At 63.4% G+C, this 15637-nt stretch carries 13 protein-coding genes, 1 tRNA gene and 1 pseudogene; 8 read left to right on the top strand and 7 right to left on the bottom strand.

Annotation, left to right across the window (positions count from 1 at the left end; all coding sequences use genetic code 11):
* Nucleotides 1-2: 2 nt before the first annotated feature.
* The 3 genes from AC5ZG5_RS29290 to glmU form a co-directional block, all read right to left on the bottom strand.
* A complete protein-coding gene (locus tag AC5ZG5_RS29290) occupies nt 3-785 on the bottom strand; it encodes a DUF502 domain-containing protein (protein ID WP_165435607.1) in 783 nt (260 codons plus the stop codon).
* A gap of 92 nt (nt 786-877) precedes the next feature.
* Nucleotides 878-2704, bottom strand: a complete 1827-nt coding sequence (gene glmS, locus AC5ZG5_RS29285) for a glutamine--fructose-6-phosphate transaminase (isomerizing) (RefSeq protein WP_456644878.1) — start codon at nt 2702-2704, stop codon at nt 878-880.
* A 383-nt stretch (nt 2705-3087) separates the two neighbouring features.
* Nucleotides 3088-4446, bottom strand: coding sequence for a bifunctional UDP-N-acetylglucosamine diphosphorylase/glucosamine-1-phosphate N-acetyltransferase GlmU (glmU, locus tag AC5ZG5_RS29280; RefSeq protein WP_456644877.1), 1359 nt, complete (start codon nt 4444-4446; stop codon nt 3088-3090).
* A gap of 168 nt (nt 4447-4614) precedes the next feature.
* Between glmU and AC5ZG5_RS29275 the strand changes: the two genes are divergently transcribed.
* A complete protein-coding gene (locus AC5ZG5_RS29275; RefSeq protein WP_456644876.1) occupies nt 4615-5937 on the top strand; it encodes a hypothetical protein in 1323 nt (440 codons plus the stop codon).
* Nucleotides 5938-6033: 96 nt separating this feature from the next.
* Nucleotides 6034-6414, top strand: coding sequence for a hypothetical protein (locus AC5ZG5_RS29270; RefSeq protein ID WP_028165524.1), 381 nt, complete (start codon nt 6034-6036; stop codon nt 6412-6414).
* Here AC5ZG5_RS29270 and AC5ZG5_RS29265 read toward each other — a convergent pair.
* The gene (locus AC5ZG5_RS29265) at nt 6374-7999 is read right to left on the bottom strand and encodes a glycoside hydrolase family 17 protein (protein ID WP_456644875.1); all 1626 of its coding nucleotides are present in this window, start codon (nt 7997-7999) and stop codon (nt 6374-6376) included. The genes AC5ZG5_RS29270 and AC5ZG5_RS29265 overlap by 41 nt on opposite strands.
* A 244-nt stretch (nt 8000-8243) precedes the next feature.
* Here AC5ZG5_RS29265 and AC5ZG5_RS29260 point away from each other — a divergent pair, with 244 nt between their 5' ends.
* The 5 genes and pseudogenes from AC5ZG5_RS29260 to AC5ZG5_RS29240 all read left to right on the top strand — a co-directional run bounded on the left by AC5ZG5_RS29260 (nt 8244) and on the right by AC5ZG5_RS29240 (nt 13218).
* Nucleotides 8244-8831, top strand: a complete 588-nt coding sequence (locus AC5ZG5_RS29260; RefSeq protein WP_028165526.1) for a hypothetical protein — start codon at nt 8244-8246, stop codon at nt 8829-8831.
* Between the two features lie 189 nt (nt 8832-9020).
* Nucleotides 9021-11699: a glycosyltransferase gene (locus AC5ZG5_RS29255; RefSeq protein WP_456644874.1), complete on the top strand. Its 2679-nt coding sequence runs from the start codon at nt 9021-9023 to the stop codon at nt 11697-11699.
* 257 nt (nt 11700-11956) lie between these two features.
* Nucleotides 11957-12032, top strand: a tRNA-Lys gene (locus AC5ZG5_RS29250).
* Nucleotides 12033-12278: 246 nt separating this feature from the next.
* The gene (locus AC5ZG5_RS29245; protein ID WP_456644873.1) at nt 12279-12653 is read left to right on the top strand and encodes a hypothetical protein; all 375 of its coding nucleotides are present in this window, start codon (nt 12279-12281) and stop codon (nt 12651-12653) included.
* A gap of 9 nt (nt 12654-12662) precedes the next feature.
* Nucleotides 12663-13218, top strand: a pseudogene (locus AC5ZG5_RS29240) (SOS response-associated peptidase family protein).
* A 312-nt stretch (nt 13219-13530) separates the two neighbouring features.
* Here the strand turns inward: AC5ZG5_RS29240 and AC5ZG5_RS29235 are convergent.
* The 3 genes from AC5ZG5_RS29235 to AC5ZG5_RS29225 form a co-directional block, all read right to left on the bottom strand.
* Entirely contained in the window at nt 13531-13710 is a 180-nt protein-coding gene (locus AC5ZG5_RS29235) for a hypothetical protein (protein WP_130232076.1), read from the bottom strand.
* 99 nt (nt 13711-13809) lie between these two features.
* Nucleotides 13810-14127, bottom strand: coding sequence for a DUF2934 domain-containing protein (locus AC5ZG5_RS29230; protein ID WP_456671223.1), 318 nt, complete (start codon nt 14125-14127; stop codon nt 13810-13812).
* Nucleotides 14128-14347: 220 nt separating this feature from the next.
* Nucleotides 14348-14656, bottom strand: a complete 309-nt coding sequence (locus AC5ZG5_RS29225; protein WP_456644871.1) for a hypothetical protein — start codon at nt 14654-14656, stop codon at nt 14348-14350.
* A gap of 385 nt (nt 14657-15041) precedes the next feature.
* On the opposite strand from AC5ZG5_RS29225, the gene AC5ZG5_RS29220 reads away from it, so the two are divergent.
* A complete protein-coding gene (locus AC5ZG5_RS29220; protein ID WP_130226903.1) occupies nt 15042-15254 on the top strand; it encodes a DUF6894 family protein in 213 nt (70 codons plus the stop codon).
* Nucleotides 15255-15637: the final 383 nt, after the last annotated feature.

The raw sequence follows: 15637 nt of genomic DNA, 5'->3' as shown, positions 1-15637 counted from the left end.
CCCTATTCCACTTTCGCAGGCGCAGGCTTCGGCTGCAGCGTGGAGGCGGAGTTGGCGATGCGGGCGGCATTGGCGACACCGGCCAGCGCGGCGACGCGCTTTGCATCGCCGGAGCCCGGCTGGACGACGCCGGCGGACATGATCAATGTCGCGGCATCCTCGGCGCTCAGCTCGACTTCGATGATCTTGCTCTTCGGCACGTAGAAGAAAAAGCCGGTGGTCGGATTCGGCGAGCATGGCAGGAACACCGAGATGTGTTCCTCCTCGCCCGGCAGACTCGCCGCGATGTTCGCGCTCGGCGATTGCGAGATCAGGACGATCGACCACATGCCCGGCGAGGGAAATTCGACCAGGCCGACGCGGCGGAAGCTCGATCCGTTGCCCGAGAACAGCGTCTCGAACACCTGCTTGAGGCCGCGATAGATCGCGCGCACCGCCGGAATCCGCCCCAGCAGCCGCTCGCCGAGATCGACCAGCGTCCGTCCGATCAAATTCGCGGTAAGGAAACCGAGCAGCGTCAGCGCGATCACCGCGACGACCAGCCCGGAACCGGGCACGCCGAATGGCAGGTAGGTTTCAGGGCGATAGGCCGAAGGCACGAACGGTCGCACCAGGCCGTCGACCCAGGTCACGAACCACCAGGTCAGATAGAGGGTGATCGCGACCGGCCCCGTGACGATCAGCCCGGTCAGGAAATAGTTTCGAAAGCGGGCCATCAGGCCGCGCGGGCCGTCTGGCGAGTGTTCGCCCGGGGGCGGGATCGGAGGCGGATTCTCGGGGCTCATTATGGTTCCAGGTCGCAGGGCGCAGCCAGAATCTCCCAGCTAAGCCATCCTAGCAGGTTTTTGAAGGGCCAACGTAATCCGGGCGGTTGCGGCTATTCGACCGTAACCGACTTCGCAAGGTTGCGCGGCTGGTCGACGTCCGTGCCCATGACCACTGCGGTATGATAGGCGAGGAGCTGCACCGGAACGGCATAGACTATCGGCGTAAAGGCCGCCGCCATGTCCGGTAGCACGATCGTGACCAGGGAATCGACGGTCGCCTCCGCCGCCCCCTTGGCATCGGTCATCAGGATGATGTTGCCGCCGCGGGCGGCCACTTCCTGCATGTTGGAGACGGTCTTCTCGAACACCTTGTCGAAAGGCGCGATCACCACGACCGGCATGTTCTCGTCGATCAGCGCGATCGGCCCGTGCTTGAGCTCGCCGGCGGCATAGCCCTCGGCGTGGATGTAGGAAATCTCCTTCAGCTTCAGCGCACCCTCGAGCGCGAGCGGATAGCTGGTGCCGCGGCCGAGATAGAGCACATCGTGCGATTTGGAGATCTCGCGCGCGAGCTTCTCGATCTGCGGCTCCGTGGTCAGCGCCGCCGCGATCAATCGGGGAATCTCGATGAGGCCGTGCACGAGCTTGGCTTCGTCCGCGTCCGACAGTTCGCCGCGCGCCTTGCCGGCGGCGACCGCGAGCGAGGCCAGCACCATGAGCTGGCAGGTGAAGGCCTTGGTCGAGGCGACGCCGATCTCGGGGCCGGCCAGCGTCTGCAGCACGGTCTCGCTCTCGCGCGCGATCGTCGAGGTCGGCACGTTCACCACCGAAACCGTATGCGCGCCCTGCTCTTTCGCGTAACGCAACGCGGCCAGCGTGTCGGCAGTCTCGCCGGATTGCGAGATGAAGATCGCAAGATCGCCTTTCCGCAAAGGCGCCTCGCGGTAGCGGAATTCGGACGCGATATCGATCTCGACCGGCAGGCGCGAGAACCGCTCCAGCCAATATTTCCCGACATAGCCCGCATAGTTCGCGGTGCCGCAGGCGGTGATCGAGACGCGCTGGATATCCTTGAAATCGAACGGCAGCTTGACCGGCAACGTGACCCGCTCGGTCGCCATGTCGATATAGCGGGCGAGCGTGTGGCCAACCACTTCCGGTTGCTCGTGGATTTCCTTGGCCATGAAGTGGCGGTAGTTGGCCTTATCGACCAGGAATGCCGATGCGCCTGACTTCAGCACCTCGCGGTTGGCGACCGCGCCATGCTCGTCATAGATCACGCCGACCTCGCGCGACAGCACCACCCAGTCGCCGTCCTCGAGATAGCTGATCGTATCGGTGAACGGCGCCAGCGCGATCGCGTCCGATCCCAGATACATTTCGCCGTCGCCATGCCCGACCGCGAGCGGCGAACCCTTGCGGGCGCCGATCAAGAGATCATTGTGGCCGTTGAACAGGAACGCCAGCGCGAACGCGCCGCGGAGCTGCGGCAGCGACGCCTTCACCGCCTCCTGCGGCGAATAGCCCTTCAGGAGGTAGGAGTTGACGAGATGGGCGACGACCTCGGTGTCGGTTTCGCTGGAGAATTTCGCGCCCTGCTTCTCGAGCTCTTGGCGCAATTCGCGAAAATTCTCGATGATGCCGTTGTGGACGACAGCGACATTGTCCGTCGCATGCGGATGCGCATTGCCCTCGGTCGGCCGGCCATGCGTCGCCCAGCGCGTATGCCCGATGCCGGTGTGGCCATCGAGCGGCTCGGCGTGCAACCGCGCTTCCAGGTTCTTCAATTTTCCTTCCGCGCGCCGCCGCACCAGATGGTCGCCCTCCAGCGTGGCGACACCAGCGGAATCATAGCCGCGATACTCAAGTCGCTTGAGCGAATCGACCAGTTGCTCCGCAACCGGTGCCCGTCCGAGAATGCCGATAATGCCGCACATGCGGATCAAAATCCCCAAATCGCCGAAAATTTGCCAAACCGACGACACGCTCCCTTAACGGGAAACGCGGGCACCAACAAACTCAATAATTATTGCGGATTGAGACAACGTTAAAGGAAAGATTAACGGGTGCGGCAGACGGATCCAACCTGCCCCTTCCTGTCGCCACAAACCGCCGCAGTCATTCCGGGGCGTCCGAAGGACGAGCCCGGAATCCATTGGGCCGCAGGTGCGGGGGAGAAATGGATTCCGGGTTCGATGCTATCGCATCGTCCCGGAATGACAGCGTCGTTCCGTCGAAAGAGAGCACGACATCGTAGATGGGTAGAGCGATGGGTTTCGCTTCCGCTCTGCCCATCCTACGCGACAAGCAATCTACGGCGTCAGCTTCCCTTCGCGGCCTTCGCTTTCATCTTGATCTCGCGATAGCGCGCCGCGCCGCCTTCGCGGACGGATTGCGGGCTGCGTTCGACCGCCATCGCATCGTCGGGCACGTCCTTGGTGATGACGGAGCCCGAGCCGATATAGGCGCCGGCGCCGATCTTCACGGGCGCGACCAGCGAGGAATTGGTGCCGATGAAGGCGCCCTTGCCGATCAGGGTCTTGTGCTTGAGGAAGCCGTCATAATTGCACGTGATGGTGCCGGCACCGAGATTGGAGTTGGCGCCGACATGGGCGTCGCCAACGTAAGAGAGATGATTGACCTTGACGCCCTCCTCCAGGATCGCAGCCTTGGTCTCCACGAAATTGCCGATCCGCGAGCCGTCGCCGAGCGAGGTGCCGGGCCGCAGCCGCGCATAGGGACCGATCGAGACCTTGTTGCCGATCGTGGCCTCGACGATGTGCGAGAAGGAGTGGATCACCGCGCCATCGCCGATGCTCACGCCGGGGCCGATCACCACGAAGGGCTCGATGGTGACGTCACGGCCGAATTTGGTGTCGGCGGCGAGATAGACGGTCTCCGGCGCGATCAGCGTCACGCCGGCCTCCATCGCAGCCTTGCGCAACCGCGCCTGCAGTACCGCTTCGGCTTCCGCAAGCTGCGCCTTGGTGTTGATGCCGCGCACTTCGTCTTCGCTGGTCTCGATCACGACGGCCTCCAATCCTTTTTCACGTACGATGGCGACGGCATCGGTCAGGTAATATTCGCCCTTGGCATTGGCATTGCCGATCTCATCGAGGATGCCGAGCGCTTTGCGCCCGTCGAACGCCATCACGCCGGCATTGCACAGCGTGATCTTGCGTTCCTCGGCGCTGGCGTCGGCCTGCTCGCGGATCGCAACGAGCCTGCCGTTCTCGACCACCAGCCGGCCGTAGCCGGTGGGATTGGCGGCGCGGAAGCCGAGCACCGCGAGCGCGGCGCCATTCTTCAGCGGCGCGCGCAGTCGCTCGAAGGTCTCCGCCGATATCAGCGGCGTGTCGCCGAACGCGATCAGGAGATCGTCGGCTCCAGCAGCGATCGCCTCGCGCGCCGCCAGCACCGCATGGGCCGTGCCGAGCCGCTCGCGCTGCACGAAGGTACTGGCGTCAGAACGGACCCGCCGCGACTCATCCGCGACCGCCTGATGGTCCGGCCCGACCACCACCGCCAGCGAAGCGCCTGTGCCATTCGGCGCGGCACGCAGCACATGGGACAGCAGCGACTGTCCGGCGACGGGATGCAGCACCTTCGGCAGCGAGGATCGCATGCGCGTGCCCTCGCCGGCCGCGAGCACCACCGTCTGGCTGGATCGAGCAGTCATCAAAACCCTCAAATATTGTCCGCGGATCGCGCCAAGCCGTCTTAATTGGTTTCCCCGGGAGAGGAAACCTATTCGCCTTCCGGGTTGGCTACGGATCAGGTTCCCCGCGCATTTCCTGTTAATCTTTGCGGCGTGATTCGGCGGGCCTTGAGGAGGGCCAAAGGGGTTTTGGCCAAAGATCCTGACAATCTGGCAGGCGATCTCGGCGCGGAAAGCACCGGCGGTTTGTTTACAGGCCTGCTTGCCGAGGAAGACGAATTCGACCGCCGCACGCTGTGGCGACTCGGCTCCTGGGGTTTTGCCGCGGTCGGCGCCGTCACGCTCGCGGTCCTCGCCAACCAGTCCTCGCTTGGGTGGCGGCGCGACCAGGGTGCCGCCGCGGAGGTGGCGCGGCAGGCGCAGCAGATCCAGATGCTCACCAAGGAGAGCCAGAACGAGGCGCGGCGGCTTGCGTCCGCGATCGAGACGCTCAATTCGGACCGCGACCGGCTCTACGCCCGCGTCACCGTGCTGGAGCAAGGACTGGATTCGGTTACCGGCACGATCGCGAAGCAGAGCACGGCGGCTGCACCACAGCCCGCCCACTCGCCATATCCCGCGTGGGTGCAAGAGCCGGCAGCGCATCATGCCTCGGCTCCGGTCGTGGCCCCAGTCGCGGCAACGACACCCGCTCCAACCGCGCCCGAGAAACCAGCCGCCGAAAAGCCCCCGGTGCTGGCTTCGGACAAGCCACTGGCCGCTGCGAGCGAGAAGCCGCCCGTGGAGAAACCGCCGGTCGTTGCTGCCAACACGGCACCCGCCGCCCCCGTGCCAGCCAGCAATCCGGACCCGGCCGATGCCGCGGCAGCGCCATTGCCCGCGATGCCGCTCGTCGGCGCGGCGTCGATAATCGGACCGCCCGTTCCTGCCGCGAGCAAGCAAGTCGAGCCGGCCATGCCCGCTGCCACGGTCACCGCCAGCCCCATGCCCGAGGTGGTCGCCGCGGCACCTGCCGCTGGTGACGCGGAGAAAGCGAAAGAGGACGCCGGCGCGCCGAAAGCCGAGGTGCTGCATACCGAATTCGGGGTCGATCTCGGCACCGCCAATACGGTGCCGGGGCTGCGCGCGTTGTGGCGAGGCCTGTTGAAATCGCGCTCGAACGCTCCACTGTTCAACCTGCGCCCGATCATCGTCATCAAGGAAGGCGCCAACGGGCTCGGCATGCAGCTTCGCCTGGTTGCCGGCCCGCTGCGCGACGCCGGGGCCGCGGCGAAAATCTGCGCGGTGCTCGCCGAGAACGGCCGCCCTTGCGAGACCGCTGTTTTCGACGGCCAGCGCCTGACGCTCAAGGACGAGCCGGAGCCGACGGCTCCCAACAAGCCCGCACCACGCCGGCACGCGGCACCGAAAAGAGCGGCAGCTCCAGTGGTGGTCGAGGAGCCGCCGAAGAAGCCGGAGCCGCCTTCCGCAGTCTCGGCGATCACCTCAATGTTCGGTCGCAAGGAGCAATAATGGCGTGACCGCAAGACGTTGCGGCGACATTTTCACTCGCTTTCATGCCGCCCGAAGCGGCTTGTCCTCGTCCCCTTTCCCGACCATATTCGCGCGATGACAAAGACCCCGTTTCGCCTTACGCCCTATCAGGTGCAGTTCCTGCTGATCGTCGGTTTCCTCACCGTCGGTTACGCACTTTACGTGCGCTATCTCGTGATCGAATTCTCAACTGTCGCGCTCGCCTGCGATGCGGGCCTGCAGACCATGAACTGCAAGGTGCGCGCGCTGGCGACGACCCTGTTCCGGAACTCGGTGTTCGGCATCGTCGCGCTCGTGATCGCGACACTGCACGTGCTGCGGCCGTCGATCGTCCTGATGACCGGCGGGCTGATCGCGGCGGGGTTCGGGATCGTGCTCTACAATGTCGCGCTGTCGGGGATCGCGATCGGCCTGCTCATTTTGGGCTTTGCGCGACCCGCGCCCGCCACAGCGTAAGCGCCAGCAACACATACATCGCGCAGGTCCAGACCGACTGCCAGTTGTCGGTACCCTCGTTGAGGAAGATATAGCCGGCCGCAACCAGCAGAAGGCCGGCGAACACGGCCTCCGCGATCGGCCTTACCCCTTCCTGCGGCCGGTTGAGCAGCATCAGCAGCGCAAACGGCACCACCGCCATGGTGAGCGAGGCGAACGGAAAGTCCTTGTAGCGCGGGTCGAAGGTGAAGCCGAGTGCGGTTTCTGCCCCGATCACCGTCGTCACGATCAGCGACAGGCCGAGCAGCGCTGTGAGCAAGGTGCCGTGCCGGTACTGGCGCGGTCCGAGCAGTTCGAGGAAGGTCGGCAGCGACTTGCCCTCCATCAGCGCGTGAGCCGACAGGATCGGCGCGAGGATGGCTGCCGCAAGCAGCGTCCCCCATTGCATCCAGCCGCCGGTCCCGTAGCTCTCATAGATCATCTTGTCGATGGCAACCCCGAGCAGGATCCCGGCGCTGGTTGCGGAGACGCCGACCGCGATCCAGGACATGATCCGCGGCGCCCATGGCCGCCGCCGGACCGCCAGCCAGGCCACGAGGAAGGTGACGAAGCCCAGCCCCAGGCCGGCGCCCATGTACCATTTCCAAAGCGGGTAATTGCTGATGGCGACTCCGGGCGGGTACTTCACCACGCGATTGACGGAGTCGAACAGGCCCCAATAGCCGCCGACCGTACCCTCGAGCTGGCGCTTCCAGGGCTGGTCATAGGCCTCGATCAGATTGACGCGGAAGCCCTCGCGCTTGGCGAGATCGAGGATTTCCGAGACGATCCGCGCCTGGTTGGTGCGCGATGGCAGCGCCCCCTCGCGCATCCTGCCCATGCTCGGCCAGCCAGTCTCGCCGATCAGTATCTCCTTGTTCGGGAATGCCACCGCCATCCGCTTACGGATGGCATCCACGTGCGCAGCAGCGAATTTCGCCCGCACTGGCATGTCCTCCCAGTAAGGCAGGATGTGAATGGTGACGAAATCGACGGCGTCGTAGACCTCGCGGTTGCGCAGCCAGAATTCCCAGACATCGGCATAGGTCACGGGCACCTGGACCTGGGCCTTCACCGCGCGGACATAGGCGGCGAGATCCGCGGTCGTCATCTCGCCGCGCAGCAGCACTTCGTTGCCGACGACCAGCGCCGTGATCACACCCGGATATTGCTTGGCGAGCCCGACCGCGACCGCGATCTGGGTCTGGTTCTTGATCCGGTCGCTGCCGAGCCAGATGCCCTGGATGACTTTCAGTCCGACCTTCGCCGCTATGCCTGGCACCTGGTCGAGCCCGTTCTCGATCGAATAAGTGCGCACGCACTCGGTGACCTTGGCGAGATCAGCCAGGTCCTGCGCGATCTGCTCCGCCGGAATGTGCGTGGTGGGGATCAGCGGCGTCTGCGTATCGCGGAACGGCGCATAGGAGACGCATTGCAGCTTTGCATTCGGGTCGATCGGCGCACGCGCAAGCGTAATCGGTGTGGCGAGCCACCACCACACGGCCGCAATCAAACCCAGCGATATCAGGAGAAGCGCCAGTGGCGTACGAAGAGAAATCGGTTCCATCCTCCGGGGACCGTCGATTAACCGGTCGGGCGCCGTCTGCCAAGAGCACGAGTCGGGCAATACCATGGTTGTCCTGCGACAGTTTTGCGCTGTTGCGATAAAGTTGTGACTTTGCTGGACAAAATCTGAAATACCGGTCATGGGATTCCGCCAGCGTCTCCGCCGCACTGGAGACCTATTTGGACGGCATTACGCCATGGCCGTTTGAGATGATTTGTTGGGCGGGAAATCGATCGGGGAAGGTATGGGTGGACGGGTGCTTCAGTTCAAAATCGCGGTCTTGCGCCATTTCGCCACCGCCGGCCTCGCGCTTCTGATCGGTACCGGTGCCGCTTTCTCCCAAAGCGGCACGCCGAATCCGCAGGAGCAGTCGAAGCAGGGAAACGCTCCGTCCGACGTCACCAAGGACAATCAGCGCAAGACCGACGAATTCGTCGAGGCCACGCAGGCGATCAACGGCCCCGCCGGAAACCCGGAATGCGTCTGGCTCGGCCGGCGCGTGGTGCGGCTGATGTGGCTTGATGACCTCGACACCGCCTTCCGCCACCTTGACCTTTACGATCGCTTCGGCTGCCCCGGCGGCCATGTGCAGGCGACCTTCCGCTGCCTGACCCGGTTTGGCGCCACGATCGACGACAAGGTGCCGCGCAGCCTCGATGGCCGCATCCACGCTTGCTGGATCAACCCCGGCGCCCAGCCTCCGGCGGCCGCAGCCGCTGCGGCAGCGCCCAACCCGCAAGCGCCGCCCGCCACGGCTGGCAACGCTGCGCCGGCACCTGCCGCCTCACCTTCTCCAGCGCCGACGGCCTCGCCGTCGCCGGCCGCGAAATAACCGCCTTCGACTTTGGAACGAACGCGACTTCCGTCATTTGAGCTGCGTGGCGCCCTCAAAACGCCATGCGGTCATATCAGTTGTGGAATCGCGTGGCAGGATTATCTTGCAGTTTACCGCCATGTCGGTCGAACCTAGGGGACGGGTTCGCTTTCTCCTTTCATAGCAGCCCCGTATGGTTTAGCCGCGATGCGCGCTGTCGCCGCCGTTCTGTTGCTTGTCACCGCCGTGCATGCCGCGCTCTGGGGCCTTCTGCAGGAAAAGCAGCAGGCTCCTGACTTCCGCGGCATGCTGCCGAGCGTCTCCTATGCGCCGTTCGATGGCAGCGCACATCCCGACGTCGACAATATCCCGCAAGCCGAAAAGATTCGCGCCGACCTGAAGAAGCTGTCGACGATGACGCGCGCGGTCCGCCTGTATTCGTCGACGGGCGGCGTTGAACTGGTTCCGCCGATCGCCGCCGAATTCGGCTTGAAGGTCATGGTCGGCGCCTGGATCGACAAGAATTCCGAGCGCAACGAGCGCGAGATCGACGCCGCGATTAACCTCGCCCGGCGCAACAGCAACGTGATCGGCGTCGTCGTCGGAAACGAAGTGATCTACCGCGGCGAGCAGAAGATCGACGACCTGATCGAGATGATCAAGCGCGTCAAGAAATCGGTCAATGTCCCCGTCACCACAGGCGAAATCTGGAACATCTGGCGTGACAATCCGCAGCTCGCCAATTCCGTCGATTTCATCGCCGCCCACGTCCTGCCCTACTGGGAGAACTTCACCGCCCAACAGGCCGTCGACCAGGCGGTCGCCATGTTCCAGCTCTTGCGCGACCAGTTCCCGGGCAAGCGCATCGTGATCGCCGAATTCGGCTGGCCGAGTGCGGGCTACAATCTCCGGAATGCGGAGCCCGGCCCGTTCGAGCAGGCCTCGGTGCTGCGCAATTTCGTCACCCGCGCCGAAGCCATCGGCATGGACTACAACATCGTCGAGGCGATCGATCAGCCCTGGAAATTCTTCGAAGGCGGCGTCGGCCCGTACTGGGGCATCCTGAATGCGTCCCGCGAGCCGAAATTCGCCTGGACCGGGCCGATCGTGAACGAGAATTACTGGAAGCTCGCGGTAATCGCCCTCCTCGTCGGCATCCTGATGTCGCTGCCGATCCTGCGCCTGGAACGACCGACGGTGATGCAGGCCTTGATACTCTCGGCTGCCGCCAATGGCGTCGGCGCCTGGGTTGCGACCGTCTTCGCCTATTGGGCCGGGCACTATTTCGTGTTCGGCTCGGCGTTCGCGATGACGCTCGGCCTGATCCTTCTCGTCCCCCTGATCCTGATCGCGATGGCGCGGATCGAGGAGATCGCCGATGTCGCCTTCGGCCGCGGTCCCCGGCGCCTGATCCAGAAGAGCGCAGCGGTAGCGCCCGCCACGATCGGCGAGCAGGTCACCTTCCCCAAGGTTTCAATCCACATCCCGGCTTATTACGAGCCGGTGGAGATGCTGAAGCAGACGCTCGATGCTGTGTCGCGGCTCGACTACCCCAATTTCGAATGCGTCTGCATCATCAACAACACGCCAGATCCCGCGTTCTGGCAGCCGATCCAGGATCATTGCCGCGCGCTCGGCGAGCGCTTCAAGTTCATCAATGCCGAGAAGGTCCAGGGCTTCAAGGCCGGCGCCTTGCGCATCGCCATGGACCGCACCGCGGCAGACGCCGAGATCATCGGCATTATCGATGCCGACTATGTCGTGCATCCGGACTGGCTGAAGGACCTCGTGCCCGTCTTCGCCGACCCGCGGGTCGGCCTGGTGCAGGCGCCGCAAGAGCATCGCGACGGCGACCGCTCGCTGATGCACTACATCATGAACGGCGAATATGCCGGCTTCTTCGACATCGGCATGGTCCAGCGCAACGAACACAACGCCATCATCGTGCATGGCACGATGTGCCTGATCCGCCGCGCCGCGATGGACATGGCCGGCGGCTGGTCCAGCGACACCATCTGCGAGGACACCGATCTCGGGCTTGCCATCATCGAGCGCGGCTGGCTGACGCATTACACCAACCAGCGCTACGGCGAAGGCCTACTGCCCGACACCTACGAGGCCTTCAAGAAGCAGCGACACCGCTGGGCCTATGGCGGCTTCCAGATCGTGAAAAAGCACTGGCGGCGCTTCCTGCCCGGTGCGAGCCGGCTCTCGCCCAACCAGCGCCGGGAATTTTCGCTGGGCTGGCTGAACTGGCTGGGCGCCGAGAGCCTCGGCGTCTTGGTCGCGATCCTCAACCTGATCTGGGTGCCGATCGTCGCCTTTGCCGACATCGCCATCCCCGACAAGATCCTGACGTTGCCGATCATCGCCTCCTTCGTCGTCTCGCTCGTGCATTTCGTGGCGCTGTACCGGATGCGGGTAAACGTGAAGGCCGGCCAGATGCTGGGCGCCATGATCGCGGCGATGAGCGTGCAATGGACCGTGTCGCGCGCCGTGGCGCAGGGACTGATCACCGAGCACCTGGCGTTCGCCCGCACCTCCAAGGGCGGCCTGTCGCGGATGTCGATTGAATTCCAGGCGTTCTGGGAAGCGGTGATCGGCGTCCTCCTCTGGGTCGGCGCCGCGGTCCTCATCGCCACCAACGGCTTCAAGCAGGTCCGCGAGATCTACATCTTCGCCGGCGTGCTGGTGCTGCAGAGCCTGCCTTTCCTCGCAGCGGTCGCGATCGCGATCCTGGAGAATTCGCGCATCAACTCGTTCTCGTTCTGGCGCAACAGCGCCATCCGTACTGCGGAACTGATCGGTCTGCGCCCGGTCGCCATGCCCACGATCGCCGCTCCTTCCCAGCAGGCCGCCTCCGAAATCCGCCGCGACGCCAACTGAGGCGCTATCCGGCCGTGGATTGATTTCGCGGCCGGGCTTGATGAAGCGGGACTAACCGCCAGCTATCTCAGGGCAATCCCGGGCCCGCACGACCACGCATTTGCTGCCCTCTGCGCTATTGACCCGTCGGCCCCCGCCCCCTACACAGCGCGGGCTGGAGCATGATCCGGAAAGGCGGGAGTCGGTTTCCGGCGGATCATGGTCAGACAAGAGCTGGAACGGGGTGACGGTTTAGAACATCGTTACCTCCAGGAAGTGAGCGCGTAGCTCAGGCGGTAGAGCACGTGACTTTTAATCATGGGGTCGAGGGTTCGAGTCCCTCCGCGCTCACCACAAATCGAAACATCATCAACAACTTAGCTTATTCTCGGTCCGTTCGCGGCGCTGACGGTCGACAATTCCAGCCTCCGAGTTGGCAAACCCTCGTTCGGACTTCGTTCACGGCCATCGCCGGAGCACACCTCGTTAGTTGCTTGTGATGCTGCCAGCCGCGAGCCCTAGCGGCTTGCCGCAGCGAACCCCACAGCGCATTTTTCATGTCATGGGCACCAAGCACGCGAGAGCATCTGCGGCGCATCCGTGCGCTCCGCTGCCGAGCAGGCGGCCAAGGCGCGCAAGGACGCAGATCGGCTCGCATGCCAAGCCTGGAACATGCGCATGCTGGCCTTTCACGGACCGGCGCAGCCCTCGCCTGCGCTCGGCGACGCGCTCAATGCCGGCTACAGCTATCTCGAGGTGAAGTGCCTGGGCTGCTGTACCCGTCAGACGGCCGCCCTCGACATCATCCGCCGGCGCAAGTCGACACCCATTCACGAGCTCGAGCGCTACATGCGCTGCAAGCTGTGCTCAGACGAACTCGGCTATCCCTACAAGCGCAGCCACCTGCTCGCGTTGCGGCCGAACAAGATCAGCGCGCAGGATCCGCCATCGACATGGTGGCCGGGCAAACGCTAAGGACATCTGATGTGCAATCTCTATTCGATAACCACCAACCAGGAAGCAATCCGCGCGCTGTTCCGGGTCGTAAACCGCTACGTCGGCAACCTGCCGCCGATGCCCGGCGTCTTTCCGGATTATCCGGCACCCGTGGTGCGCAACGCCGGCGACGGCCGTGAGCTGGCGCTGATGGGCTGGGGCATGCCGCCTCCGCCGAGCAAACCTGGTCCGCCCGTGACGAACATCGGCAACACCAAATCTCCGCACTGGCGCGGCTGGCTCAAGCCGGAGAACCGTAGCCTGGTCCCCCTCAACAGCTTCGCTGAATATGCGCCGGAGCCAAATCCGGCCACGAAGAAAAAGGACGTAGTCTGGTTCGCGCTGAATGAGGACCGAGGCGAACGCTGTCGTCAAACCGATCCATGACAAGGCCATGCCGGTCATCCTCACGACTGACGAGGAGCGCGACGTCTGGCTACGCGCGCCATGGGATGAGGCCAAGGCCCTGCAACGACCGCTGCCGGATGCCACGCTCAAGATCGTCATGCGCGGGCCCGACAAGGAAGATAGGCTCGCCGCATAAAGTTTGCTTATGCCGACGCCAGAGAGGAACGGAACGTCGTGGGTCCGCTTACATCTCCATGACGGAACGAATCTTGTACGAAAGCAGCAACGGGGACACCTGGTTCCTGGCGCGGGATCCGACTTCCAAAATGCCCGTCGTAAGGCATCAGCCGAATCTAAGCTCTGGAGGGCAGGTGTCCGACACGGCCATAGGTAAATTTCTTCGAGACGGAGCTAATGGGCCAGAACACCGAGCGCTCCTCGAGTTGATCGGCACGCTAATCGATGACTGATCGCACGCGGCCGCCCGTCGTCCATCGACGACGGAAGATCAGGCCCACTTATCTTCTTCGCGCCGGGCTTCGTCCTCATTGAGGCGCTCGGCCACGTCATCAGCGATAGGTGAATCTTCCGTCGTCGCGATCGGCGTGCCGTCCTGCTTCTTGATCGTTTTGCCTTCGGCACTCACGGGAAAATCGTCGGGCTTCAGCGGCTTCTTTGACGTCGACATCGCGTCTCCCTCCTGTGTGCCGACACAATAGCACGCGCTCCTAAGAAACGGGGGCCAGAACTCTCGCTTGGCTAGGTGCGTTCGCTTCGGAATACGCGCTCACTCGTTTTCATCCTCGCTAAGTTCCCGCTCTGCCTGTAACCAGAACTCTAGATCCCGTCCCGTAGGCCGCCCGTGCTGTTCCCAGAGTTCGTGGGCACGAGCCCTGATTGCTTGCTTGGACCGGCGCGCAGCTAAGCGCCGTTGCAGGCTCTCTCCCAGATCCTCGACGAACGCCTTGAGCCGCTGATAGGTCGTTTGGTCGGTTATCTCGGAAGCCAGCCGCTTCGCTTGCTCGAGCTGGCGCTGTAACTCTTGGCGATCGGTGCTCTGGCTCATGGTCACCTCCGCCGGAAATAAGTCGGCAAAATTGTTCATTTTTGGCTTGTTTGAGAAGCGGGGCCATGAGGTGCGCCCCGTATGCGAAAATCACGCCTGCTGGCAACGAGTTGTTCGCGTAAGTCACGACATAGCGGTCTCCCGACTAGGATCATTCCGATCTCCGCTCATCGTCATCGGACCAATTGGCGGTGAAGTTCGCGCTCAACGAAACAAGCCGCCACTGTGATCTATACGAGCAAAGCTCTTTCGCGGCGTGTCAGCAATCCGGCATTCCCGCCGGACGTGCCGACGCATTTCCAGTGGAGCCGGTTGAGCCAGAAGCGCCAGAACCGGTTGCGCCCGGCGTGCTTGAGCCCACAGTCGTTTCAGGTGCCTTTTCCGAAGATGATGCACCAGCGGAGCTCGGGTTCTTTTCGCGAATGATGTTGCTGCTGACATCCCAGCATTGCTTGGGCGTGACGCCCTGATCGCGGTTTGCACTAACGCCCGTTCCTTGTGCGTTTGCGAAGCTGGTGACTGTCAAAAAAGTGGCGCCACAAACCGAAGCGAAATAGATCGTTTTCATGGTTCTTTCCTTCTCATCTGACTGCGAACGCTCAGTGAACCGTTGGATGCCTGAGAGCGGGGCCGATAGCCTCACTGCCGTCGGCAGCCAACTCGTCCCTGAATGAGGGGCGCTGTGCGAGCCTCAGCCATTCTTCGGAAAGCCGCAGCAGTTGCTGCTTGTCTATCGAAGAGACCGTCTTCGCGGCTTGTTGCCGGCAGTGCTCAGCTCGCGTGCGGCAAATATCTCCGTGCTCAGCCATGACACTGGTCCGCGCTCGCCCCCGGGCGCCGATTGGCCCCACTCAACTTCAATTCACCCGGCCGGTTTAACGTTCCTAGCCCAGCCGTTTAGGAACGGTCTGCGGAAGGTCGCGTTTGGGGACGGAAAGTCGTGGTTGCGGTCAATGCCCCGTTTCTTCTTTCACATCAACGGAAAGTTCCCGTTTCGGGATGAAGTCGGAACCGAGCTTCGAGACGATCGCGCTGCTTGGAAGGAAGCTCTGTTGCTGACCCGAGACATCGAAACATGGCTACAGCCCGGGGAGAGTTGGAGCCTCGATGTCGAGGCTGGCGATCGCTTGTTGTACCGGATCAGCATCACGAGCGAAGAAGGATGAACAGAGCGGCGGATATGGGCGACACGCCCCAGATCTCCCAGCCTCCACGCATCCAGGAACCATGACGAAAGCTGTTGTAGATGCGGGGCTCAACCAGAGCTTACACATCAGATGCTAGACTCGACGCGAGGGCTGACCATACGCATCTACTAATGCCAGTGCGGGGAGCGAAGCTGGACGGAGCATCGAGAGTAACCGCCCACAGCGGTGGACGTTAAGTTTGCCTGCACGACAGCGGGATACGGGATTTTCTCTGCGCGCAAGCCACCGAAGCGGTAAGCACATCGGTGCGCGTTGATGATCGTAGTGCGTGGACGCAGCACCGCGGCAAAGACAAGTTGGGGCAAGCTCCCATCGTCATCCCCCTCCGCCCTCCTTGCTCC

The organism is Bradyrhizobium sp. Ses1 (assembly GCF_059512365.1).
The sequence above is the reverse complement of the archived record's forward strand: the minus strand, read 5'-3'. Positions and strand labels throughout refer to the sequence as shown.